The organism is Bacteroidales bacterium (genome assembly GCA_016707785.1).
Classification (GTDB): Bacteria; Bacteroidota; Bacteroidia; order Bacteroidales; family UBA4417; genus UBA4417.
The window spans coordinates 1-10,829 of the sequence record JADJGZ010000006.1 but is presented as its reverse complement, the minus strand read 5'-3'; the positions used below and the strand labels follow the sequence as shown (position 1 = coordinate 10,829).

The 10,829-nt window shown below is 43.1% G+C and carries 8 protein-coding genes and 3 pseudogenes; 9 read left to right on the top strand and 2 right to left on the bottom strand.

Annotated features, from left to right (window positions below; translation table 11 throughout):
• Positions 1–38: 38 nt before the first annotated feature.
• Positions 39–704 carry an ABC transporter ATP-binding protein gene (locus tag IPH84_05240; protein MBK7172632.1) on the top strand — a complete coding sequence of 222 codons (666 nt, stop codon included), beginning with the start codon at positions 39–41 and terminating at the stop codon, positions 702–704.
• Positions 705–734: 30 nt separating this feature from the next.
• Positions 735–2,174 carry a TolC family protein gene (locus IPH84_05235; protein ID MBK7172631.1) on the top strand — a complete coding sequence of 480 codons (1,440 nt, stop codon included), beginning with the start codon at positions 735–737 and terminating at the stop codon, positions 2,172–2,174.
• Between the two features lie 880 nt (positions 2,175–3,054).
• Here IPH84_05235 and IPH84_05230 read toward each other — a convergent pair.
• Both IPH84_05230 and IPH84_05225 read right to left on the bottom strand, forming a co-directional pair.
• Entirely contained in the window at positions 3,055–4,398 is a 1,344-nt protein-coding gene (locus IPH84_05230) for a HAMP domain-containing histidine kinase (GenBank protein ID MBK7172630.1), read from the bottom strand.
• A pseudogene (locus IPH84_05225) lies at positions 4,388–5,741 on the bottom strand (sigma-54-dependent Fis family transcriptional regulator). Before IPH84_05225 ends, IPH84_05230 begins: the two are co-directional and overlap by 11 nt.
• A 772-nt stretch (positions 5,742–6,513) precedes the next feature.
• Here IPH84_05225 and IPH84_05220 point away from each other — a divergent pair.
• The 7 genes and pseudogenes from IPH84_05220 to IPH84_05190 all read left to right on the top strand — a co-directional run bounded on the left by IPH84_05220 (position 6,514) and on the right by IPH84_05190 (position 10,538).
• Positions 6,514–7,143: a hypothetical protein gene (locus IPH84_05220; protein MBK7172629.1), complete on the top strand. Its 630-nt coding sequence runs from the start codon at positions 6,514–6,516 to the stop codon at positions 7,141–7,143.
• Positions 7,144–7,147: 4 nt separating this feature from the next.
• Complete coding sequence (locus IPH84_05215; protein MBK7172628.1) at positions 7,148–7,729, top strand: T9SS type A sorting domain-containing protein; 582 nt, start codon at positions 7,148–7,150, stop codon at positions 7,727–7,729.
• A 197-nt stretch (positions 7,730–7,926) separates the two neighbouring features.
• A complete protein-coding gene (locus IPH84_05210) occupies positions 7,927–8,400 on the top strand; it encodes a tryptophan-rich sensory protein (protein MBK7172627.1) in 474 nt (157 codons plus the stop codon).
• A 155-nt stretch (positions 8,401–8,555) separates the two neighbouring features.
• A pseudogene (locus tag IPH84_05205) lies at positions 8,556–9,155 on the top strand (heme-binding protein).
• A gap of 404 nt (positions 9,156–9,559) precedes the next feature.
• Positions 9,560–9,920, top strand: a pseudogene (locus IPH84_05200) (HipA N-terminal domain-containing protein).
• A 181-nt stretch (positions 9,921–10,101) separates the two neighbouring features.
• Positions 10,102–10,296 carry a hypothetical protein gene (locus IPH84_05195; GenBank protein ID MBK7172626.1) on the top strand — a complete coding sequence of 65 codons (195 nt, stop codon included), beginning with the start codon at positions 10,102–10,104 and terminating at the stop codon, positions 10,294–10,296.
• Complete coding sequence (locus tag IPH84_05190; GenBank protein MBK7172625.1) at positions 10,293–10,538, top strand: hypothetical protein; 246 nt, start codon at positions 10,293–10,295, stop codon at positions 10,536–10,538. Before IPH84_05195 ends, IPH84_05190 begins: the two co-directional genes overlap by 4 nt.
• The last annotated feature ends 291 nt before the right edge of the window (positions 10,539–10,829 follow it).

The window sequence follows — 10,829 nt, the reverse complement described above, 5'->3', positions numbered from 1 at the left end:
GATACTGACCAATTGATGCTCTATTAATCAATCCCGATATGATCGAACTTAAAAACATTTTCAAATGGGTGAATTCCGGCGGAAACCGGATCTTCCTGCTTAAAGATATCAACCTTACCATACAGGCCGGTGAATTTATCAGTATTATGGGCCCATCGGGCTCAGGGAAATCCACTCTGCTGAATGTAATCGGCATGCTGGATGAATTCAATGAGGGTGTATACAATTTTATCGGGCAACCGGTTCACCAGTTAAAGGAAAAACACAGGTCGCAGCTGTACAAAAGCCATATCGGATTTGTATTCCAGGCCTATCACCTGATTGATGAACTTACCGTTTATGAAAACATCGAAACTCCGCTGTTATACCAGAATATTAAATCCTCTGAAAGGCAGGCTGCTGTAGCAGATATTCTTGACCGTTTCAATATCGTCGGGAAGAAAGACCTGTTTCCTCCCCAGTTATCGGGTGGACAACAGCAACTGGTAGGTGTGGCCCGTGCCCTGGTGGCAAAACCCCGCCTGATCCTGGCAGATGAGCCCACAGGGAACCTGAACAGCAAACAGGGGGAAGAAATTATGGAACTATTCAAACAGCTGAATACCGAAGATGGAGTGACCATTATCCAGGCAACCCACTCCGAAAAGAATGCCGCATATGGTTCAAAAATCATTCATCTGCTGGATGGAACCATCGAACACTAGAATACAATCAATTCCTTTAAGTATTTTACCATGAAAAGAATAAAAGCGCTGCTGCTCATATTATCAATCCTGACCGGAGGAACCCTATTGTTCGCCCAGGGCACCGGGAGCAAAGAGGTGTTTACCCTTCAACAATGTGTTGAAACAGCATATAAGAACAATACCGATGTTAAACAGGCTGAACTGCTGGCTGAATCGGCCCGATTGAATTACAATCAGTCCAAAGCCAGCATGCTTCCCGACCTGAACGCAGGGATCTCGCATTCGGCTTACAACGGACGAAGCATTAATCCCTATACCAATTCCTATATCAATGAGCAGAACAATGCTGCCAGTTACCAGCTATCGACCAGCCTGGTGCTGTGGAATGGTTCTAGCCTGCATAACTATATGAAACAGTATCAATTGAACTACGAGGCAGGTAAAATGGATGCTCAGCATGCAAAGGATAAAATCACGTTAAGTGTGATCCTGAACTATCTCTATGTACTCAGTAACCAGGAACAACTGAATATTGCCCTCTCCCAGGCAGAAGCCAGCCGTAAAAAGGTGGAACTGCTGATGGTGAAGAATGAGCAGGGTGCAATCTCCCCTTCCGATCTGTATGATATGAAAGGACAACTGGCAAATGATGAGCTGGCTGTAGTAACAACAAAAAGCAGCCTGGAAACAGCCAAACTCACCCTGGCACAAGTCATGAACATTCCCTATTCTGAGAATATGGCCTTTGCCCCTATTTCTGATGAAATTGAGCTGCAACCCTACAGCGCTTCGATCAGCGAAGTTTATGACAATGCCCTGCAACACCTGGCCATGGTGAAGTCCGTCGACCTCAAGGTAGCCGGAGCCGCAAGAAATATTAAGGCCATCAGGGGACAAATGCTTCCTACCCTGTATATAGCAGGTGGACTCTATACCAATTATTCAAGTACGGCTAATACCCAGGAGTTTGTGAATACTACCGATATCCAGACCCCGGACTATGTTTGGCTGAATAATGTAAAAAGCCCGGTTTATACGCCGCAATCTACCTACAACTCTGTTCCCATTCAATATGGGACCCAGCTTGGCAATAACTTCAATTCTGCTGTTAGCCTGGGGTTGCAGATTCCCTTGCTGAATGGAATGCAGGTCCGTAACAGGCTGAACCAGGCCAAAGTGGCGGAAAAGCAGCTGAACGTGCAGGCTCAGCAAACCCGTAACTTACTGCGACAGGCTATTGAGCAGGATTTCGTGAATATGAATGCGGATTATGCTGCTTATAAAATTCTTGTGTCACAAGCCTCAGATTTCGAGCAATCGTTCTATGCTGCGGAGGTGCGTTATGCTGACGGGGCCATTTCGACGGTGGATTATGTCATTGCCAAGAACAACCTGGACAGGGTGCTGATGAACCTGGTGGCGATGAAGTACAATTATATCCTCAGGACAAAACTGCTGGATTTCTACCAGAGTAAGGCTTTGTGGTGAGATGTGGGTAGCGCTTTGGGGATGAATGGGAATATGAAGTTCAAAATATATCCACGAATTCGCACGAATCAGTGTTCCGGATGAATGGACACGAATGAAATAAATATAAAGAGGACACAAATCCGTCGGGGGAAGGACAAATCGCTAAGGGGCTGGCAATTTACACAAATGGAAATTCTGTGCGATTAAGTTGAATAGTTGGTAAAAATCCTTAGTTCTGGGAATAAAAAGCCATTGATTGACCGACCATTTGGATCAAATCATTTCTTAAGAAGTTTAATTTGTGATTTGGGGCCAAAATCCCCCGTCCGCGAAAGCGGACACCCCCTTTTAAAAAAGGGGGACATCTTTTATTCCCAATCCCGAACCCTCGCATCCCCAAATCCCCACATCCCCACATCTCCACATCTCCTAATCTCCTAATCTTCTAATCTCATAATCTCCACATCATCACATCATCTCCTAGTCAAAGGCTTCCCCTCGGGAAAATCCTAAATCTAAAAAAACTACTCAATATCTCCCCATTTCTATAGAATAACACTGGGTGATTTGGGGCCAAAATCCCCCGTCCGCGAAAGCGGACACCCCCTTTTAAAAAAGGGGGACATCTTTTATTCCCAATCCCGAACCCTCGCATCTCCACATCCCCACATCTCCTAATCTTCTAACTAAATTCACTCATCACTCTCACATCTCTTAGTCAAAGGCTTCCTGGAACTAAAATCTCCCTCCCCTTTAAAGGGACATCTTTATTCCCCCTCGCATCTCCACATCCCAAGATCTCATCATCTCCAAATCCGACATCAAACATCAAACATCAGACATCAAACATTAGACATCAAACATCCGACATCAAACATCCGACATCCGAAATAAAAAACTAAAACCTCAGGTAAAAAGCCGTCCCCTCATTCTCCTTTGACTGAACAGTGATCGTTCCTTTATGTACCATCATGATCTGCTTGCAGAGACTCAGGCCGATGCCATTGCCATTTTTCTTGGTACTAAAAAAGGGAATAAAAATCTTCTCCAGCACATCCTTCGACATCCCTGAGCCATTATCAGCTACCTTGATGATTACCTTGTTATCATTATCAGTATAAGCTGAAAGTACAATTTTCGGGTCCGGTTTGGCTTTCACTGCATCAATAGCGTTCAGGATCAGATTGATCAGCACCTGCTCTATTAAACCCACATCCATCTCTACCGAAAGCAGGGGGTCCTTCAGAATCACATTTACTTCAATATTTTTCTGTTCCAGCGTGGGCTGCATCAGTCGGTGGATATTATCAAACAATCCACTCAGGAACACCTTTGCCAGTGAAGCCTTGGTTATCTTATTCAGGTTTCGGTATGTCTCGGTGAACTTCAGCAACCCCTCACTCCTCTTCTGAATGGTATCAATCCCCAGTTCGAGATCCTCCGCAAGGCCTGTCGGATCAGGGATATCCATTTTAAACTGTCGCAATCGTCCCTGCAGGGTATGAGCCAGGGATGAAATGGGGGCCACAGAGTTCATGATCTCATGGGTCATTACACTCAATAACTTCTGCCAGGCTTTGGATTCCGTTTCTTCCAGGGCCTCATTCACATTCTGAAAGGCGATCAGCTTAAAATGCAGATTTTCTGTCTGGAAAGCTGTTGCCGACAGCACCACCTTCACACTGTTCTTATCATGCTGAATGGTGCTGATGATGCGCTCCCCGGGCACCAGCCCCATAATCTGGGTATACAGCAGGTGATCCCTTTTCTCCAGCAGGTGGATGGTACGCATATAAGGCATCTCCAGCATCTTTTTCAGCGACTCATTCATCCATTTAACCTCTCCGCTGCTGGTATCGTAGGAAAGTATCCCTGTATCCACCAATTCAAGCACCTTCTGCAGGTATTGGTATTGCATCTCCTTTTCCCTGCTTACCACCCTGAAAGTGGTATTGATTTCATTAAATCCCTGCCTCAGCGACTTCACCTCCAACGGAGCCTGCTTTACATTGAAATACTTCGAGAAATCGCGGTAATGAATGGATTCCACAAATTGCTCCACCTCATCCTGAGCCTTTTTATGCAGACGGTAGAAGTCCACCAGCTGGAAAATAATGACAGGAACCAGCACTGCATCATAGATATATTGCTTCTGCAATACCGTGAAGGCAAAGGCAAGAAGGGTAATCATCAAGAGCATTACCCTCAGGAAAAGTCCCAGGTTGTTCTTCCTAAATTTCATACTTGCTCAACCTCCTGTATAATGCGGTGCGTGATACCCAGTTCTTTGGCAGCTTTGAAATATTGCCGCTGTTCTTTCAATCACCCTCAGGATGGTATTTTCTCAATATTGCTGAGCCGGGTTTCATCCCCATCCGTCCGGGCTTCCGAAGAAGTAGATTCAATCGGGGAGAATATGATGTCGTCAGGGGTGATCTCATTTTCATTCGACATAATAATCACCCTTTCAATGATATACTGCAATTCGCGCACATTACCGGGGTACGAATACTGTTCGAGTTTTTGCAGGGTGGCATCGGAAAAACGGATATGAGCCTTAAAATACTTGGCTGAATACATTTTCACGAAATGGTCGATCAGCAGTCGGATATCTTCTTTGCGTTTCCGAAGTGGCGGGACAATGATCTCCACGGTGTTGATGCGGTATACCAGGTCTTTGCGGAACTTGCTCTCATTGGCCAGTTCACTCATGGGGAGATTAGTAGCACAGATCAGGCGGATATCGACCGGGATTGATTGATTGGAACCCAGTCGGGTGATCTGCCGGTTTTGCAATGCTGAAAGCAGCTTTGCCTGCTGCTGCAGTGAGATGTTGCCAATTTCATCAAGGAATAAGGTCCCGCCATTGGCTGCTTCAAACCGTCCGATGCGGTCCTCTTTAGCATCAGTGAATGCCCCTTTTTTATGCCCGAACAGCTCACTTTCGAAGAGGGTTTCGGTGAGGGCACCGATGTCTACTTTTATGAAGGGTTGTTTACTTCGCAGAGATTTCTCATGGATGGCTTTGGCGATCAGGTCCTTGCCGGTTCCGTTTTCCCCCAGGATCAGGATATTGGCATCGGTAGGTGCAATCTTCCCGATTTTGGAGAAGATATCCAGCATCACATCGCTATTCCCCAGTAAGTCGGGATAAGAACATTTGGCAGGCTGAGGCTGGGCAGAAGCAGTATGCTGAACCTGTTTCTTCAGGATATCAGAAATGGTGGATAAAAGCTTCTCATTATGCCAGGGCTTCACGATGAAGTCGGCGGCACCTTCTTTGAGAGAACGGACGGCCAGGTCGATATCGCCATAGGCTGTGATCATGATGACGGCGATATTCGGTTTCAGCTCCTTAATCCGTTTCAGCCAGTAGAGGCCTTCATTGCCGGAATTGATAGAAGCATTGAAATTCATATCGAGCAGCACCAGGTCGAAGGGGCGAGAGCTGATAAGGGAAAGGATATTTTCAGGGTTTTTCTCGGTGACCACCTGCTGCACCTCTGTTTTGAGTAATAAGCGGACGGCGGTGAGCACATCCACATCATCATCAATTACCAGTATGCTTGCTTTTAATAAACTCATAATCCGGAAGATCTTAAACCCTATTAAACGTCTGGCCTTTTGAGTTTGTTACAAGAGAGGCTGTATTTTGGCCTTTTTACTAAAACACTAAGGATGGCGGATAATTTGTCATTAAAGGTAAGGCAGAAATAAATGAGGAAGAAGATGGGTCAAGGAAAATATTCATTTAGTAAGAATTCGCTTCCTGGCTCATATCAATGCAACAATTGTGAAATTGAGCGGAAGATAAAAATGGTGCAAAATGGCAAATTCTTTTTAACCGCAAAGACGCAAGGTTAAATAGAAGTTCGCAAAGGGTCTTCCTGTCAGAGAGCGCTTGAGTCTTCGCGCCTTCTTTGCTTCGCTGAGGAGTGAACTAAAAAGCAAACCCGCATTTAACCGAAAAGAGGCAAGGTTAAAAAAAAGTTCGCAAAGGGTCTTCCTGTCAGGGAGCGCTTGCGTCTTAGCGCTTTCTTTGCGTCCTTGCGGTGAAAAATCTTTCAACATTCTAATGAAAATCTGCCACAACAATAGTAATTTACCGGAATTATGAACCTCCATCGAACATTATTGCTTTAAACTTTGTTTAACGATAAATGTAATTCTATGAACAAAATGAAACTTACTTTCTCGATTGCATTGATGAATGGCCAGGATTATCAAGAGGTAGAGACTTTTTAACGCAAAGACGCAAGGGGAACGCAAGGACGCAAGACAATTAAAATTTGATAGAAACCACAATAAAATTGTCCATCTTAATCAAACGAAGCATTCACTCAATACACGATAAGCCATGAAACAGATACTTTTTACTCTCATTTCATTTATCCTGATCAGCACGACTGCTTTGGCACAGATCAATCTTGTCGGAACAAGTTCTAGCGCCAATGGCGGCATTGAAATTGTCAAATGGCAGGCTTTTGATTCTTCATCGGTTGAACGCTATCCCTCAGGCCTGGATGCATACCTTTTTGCCTCTTCTTCATTCAATGCCTACAACAGTAATTACTATTTAAGCGGGTTTTCAGCAGATACGGGTGTGTTGCTTTCATTTAACACAGAAACCAATACTCCCAGCCTGAGCAATTTCAGCGCTTTTTCCAATATTTCTGAAATTGATATGAGCACCGGCAAGCTTTATTCCCTGGAATTAGATACGGTCGGATTTATCAGTGTTAACGAATTCGACATCAGTACAGGGGCTGAAACTTTGCTTGGAACCATAGTTGAGCCGGGAGTAAATGGCATTGTTGCAGATGCCATTGGTTTCGACTCCAACAATGGAATACTCTATTATATTGGATTTGATGAAACATCCATCTGTCTTTATGGCATCCCCCGTAAGAAATCCGGATTTTCCTGGATAAAGACCACCTTGCTGACTACTACACCCCTTCAATTATTTTTCCAGTGTAAACTATGATAATGTGAATAATCTTCTTTTTGCTGTCAATACCCAGTTTGATTCAACCTTTAATGAAGACGCAAAGTGGATCGTTGAGATCAACACACAAACCGGTGAGGTAATTGAAAGGGGACAGATAGTAGGGTTCCCTTATTACCTGGCAGGTTCCTCCTCCTTTGACCAGAATTCGGGGACTTTCCTGCTGGTGGGATTTGATGAGGCTTTTAATGAAAAAATGATTGCTTTTAACACTCTTGACAATACACTTTATGCGGGTTATGTGCCTTCTATGGTCTCGGAAATTATCTGCGATAATTACTCTTTTGCCAGAAGCGCCTACAGCACAACTTCAATTCCGGAATTCGAATTAGCAGTATTTTCCATTTCCCCTAATCCTGCGATCAGTAAATTCACTGTTAAAACTGATGATTCAGAAGAAGCCTCAAGTCTGAAGATTCGGGATATGAGTGGCAGGATATGCCTATCAATGAACATTCAGGATCAGGAAACAGAAATTTACACTGATCAGCTTGGGAAGGGATTATATGTAGTCACTCTGCAAAACAGCAAGGGGACTAAAAACCAAAAGTTGATTATACAGTAGCAATTGGCTATACAAAGGCAAAAGACTTATGTATGCCAGAATAATAAGGCATTATTGTTCTATCAATGTTAAACAGCTGTCAGGAAAGCCGATATTTGACTAACAGGAAATACAATTATTCTAAAACTTATCAGATTTATGAGAATCTGAAAGCAGGAACAGGTCTCCTGAAAGAGTACTTCAGTAAATAAAGACAGATGAAAGCAAACCAGGTTGGAAAATTAGTTGCATCAATCCTGTTGCCACTTTGTGTTGGTGGTATTGCCGGAATGTTTACGACAGAGGCAATTCCGGGATGGTATGCTTCGCTCAATCAACCTTCCTTCAATCCTCCAAACTGGGTTTTCGGACCGGTGTGGACCATGCTGTATATCCTTATGGGTATCTCGTTGTACATGGTTTGGAAACAGGAGGCCGGCAAGCAGCGAAATCAGGCGATTCTGATTTTTATGTTGCAGCTGATGTTGAATTTCGGATGGAGTTTCCTCTTTTTCTATTTCAATCTGATTGGGATTGCCTTATTAGAAATCATTGCCCTTTGGATAATGATCGTTTTAATGCTGATCAACTTCAGGAAGATAAAACCACTGGCGGCCTACCTCAACATCCCCTACCTGTTATGGGTAAGTTTTGCAACGGCCCTGAATGCGGCGTATTTTATCCTGAATTAAGGTTAAACCGAAAGAATCGATCTTTGATCGTTTTTGTCTATAATCTTACCCTCTGCATAACAAGTGAATAAGTCGCTAAAATCGCATCCTTTGATCCTTGACACAAACACGTCTTTTGAATTTTACTGCTTGATAATATTAACAATATAAAGCGAATGAAAACATTTTTGATAGTATCCGCCATTGCAGTATTTATTTTTATCATCTTTCAATCCTTCATGCTTATGCCATCCACCAAAACCGAAGAGCAGAAATACACTGTAATCCTGCAGGAAAAGGATTTCGAAATCCGGTTTTATCCATCGGCCTACCATTGCGACCATTAAATCCAATGCAAAAACTTACAAGGAACTGGCAAACCCCGGGTTTCGCAAACTGGCGGGCTATATTTTCGGAGGAAATGAGAGCAGCACAAGCATCTCAATGACTGCCCCTGTTCATATGGACATCAATGATTCCGTTTCAAGCATGAGCTTTGTAATGCCATCATCATATACCGAACAAAACCTTCCAAAGCCAAATGATCCCAATGTGCTGATTCAAAACCCGCAGATGAATATGTCGCTGTGATAAAGTTTGGGGGCTTTGCATCAGACAGAAAACTGAAATCCTATTCAGAAAAACTTTATACTATCCTTGAATCAAAAGGCATTACATCCTACGGACATACCAGGTACCTGGGATATAATCCACCCTTCCAGCTCTTTAACCGACGCAATGAAATTATAGTTTCAGTCAGTTGGAAAGTGGAATAGGTGACGGCTGACTTTCCCTTCGACACTTTCTTTTCAGTACTTAAGGTACAGATTATATACCCGTAAGGGTACTTTGCTATATATGATAAAATTTTTATACCCTATAGGGTGCAAAATTGAAATAATTACAATGTTTTATACCCGTAAGGGTGTATTTTAAGGAAATTGTATTATATTTGTACCTGAAAGGGTATATATTATGACTTTAAATGAATTTGTAAAAGAAAAAGGCGACCAGCCAACCTTACTCAGCCTGAATTGTCAGAAAGGCTAGCGTAGGTCTTCGATTTGTCCGTGAACTCGGAACAGGGTAAAGAAACCCAAGTTTGGATAAGGTCAATCAGGTGCTGCAACTTTGGGCTATGAAGTGGGCGCCTATGCCATTAAACCGAAATATGCTGCGGATGAGAAAAGTTGAAATAAAAGTGAACGATAAAACTGCAGGCTGGCTCACACAGGATGAAGACGGGTATCATTTTCAATACGATAAGATTTTCCTGGAATCCTCTGATACCGTGCCGGTGAGTACCCCTGCCACCACAGGATAAGCCTTTGACAGTAAGGTCTTGTTTCCATTCTTCGATGGTCTTATCCCCGGAAGGATGGCTGCTTTGATATCGCCGAAAAAACTGGAAATTAAACCCAAGCGATCGTATGGGATTGTTATTGGTATGTTGTAAAGATTGTATCGGGGCAGTAAGTGTTCACAGTGTAAACGGGGAGGAAACTTTAATGAAGAGATGTTATATTGTTACGGATTGTTAGAAAACAGGAAGAGATTTCCATACCGCATGCAGTAAAAAGATGTTTGGTGGCCATTCCTGAACTCCAGTATCATGAATCACAATAGAAGAACTGGCCCTGCAGGTAATCAGCAGCCAGATGGCTGTTACAGGAGTACAAACCCCAAAATATCACTGAATTTGTCAAAAGGGTTTAGGAAAGAATGAGCCAAAACGCTTCACCATTATGGGTGTCTGGGAGTTATATTCTGAAACCAACCTACTCCCCTATTATCAACATTTACCTGAAGTTGAAGATCTCACTATGCACCTGGCTGAAATTGCAAAATCAAGGTGGTGCCACACACTCTAATTCGACTGCAATCTGGCAACTTAGCATACCTGACCAGGAGAATTGACTCGTGAAAAAGAAATAAACTGCATATGGGAGGACATATGCCAGGTTACTGAACGATTAACTGAAGATAAGTACCATGGTTCTTACGAACAGGTAGCGAAGGCTATTTGGAAGTTTTCTGCCAACCTGGGGATTGGGATGTCATCAATTTCTTTGAACAGGTATTATTTTACATTCCTCACTCGCAATGCCGATATGCATTCTGAAGAATTTCTTTCTGATCCGTCAACCGGGAATTGGTAATATACTATCCCCGGCTTATGATATGGTTGCTGGTAACTTGTAAATCCCGCCGATGATGAAGATTTATGCCAACATTAAATGGCAAAAGAAAAATTAAAACCGGAAAGATTTCAGTATTGCTTTCACTTCCTTGAAGCTAGATGCGAAGCAACAGGAAAATATCTTCATGAAAATGGATAAGTCCCCTGACAAATGGATGGAGTTTATCGATATTAGTTTTTAAATACTGACTTTAAATCTTCCTATAAAAATCTCTTGCCTGACCGGTTTTCCAGGCTCAGGGCTTAAGAT

Coding starts and splice junctions, on each gene's coding strand:
- IPH84_05220 (MBK7172629.1), top strand. CDS start 6,514: ATGAAACAGATACTTTTTACTCTCATTTCATTTATCCTGATCAGCACG.
- IPH84_05195 (MBK7172626.1), top strand. CDS start 10,102: ATGAGCCAAAACGCTTCACCATTATGGGTGTCTGGGAGTTATATTCTG.
- IPH84_05230 (MBK7172630.1), bottom strand. CDS start 4,398: ATGAAATTTAGGAAGAACAACCTGGGACTTTTCCTGAGGGTAATGCTC.
- IPH84_05235 (MBK7172631.1), top strand. CDS start 735: ATGAAAAGAATAAAAGCGCTGCTGCTCATATTATCAATCCTGACCGGA.
- IPH84_05240 (MBK7172632.1), top strand. CDS start 39: ATGATCGAACTTAAAAACATTTTCAAATGGGTGAATTCCGGCGGAAAC.
- IPH84_05210 (MBK7172627.1), top strand. CDS start 7,927: ATGAAAGCAAACCAGGTTGGAAAATTAGTTGCATCAATCCTGTTGCCA.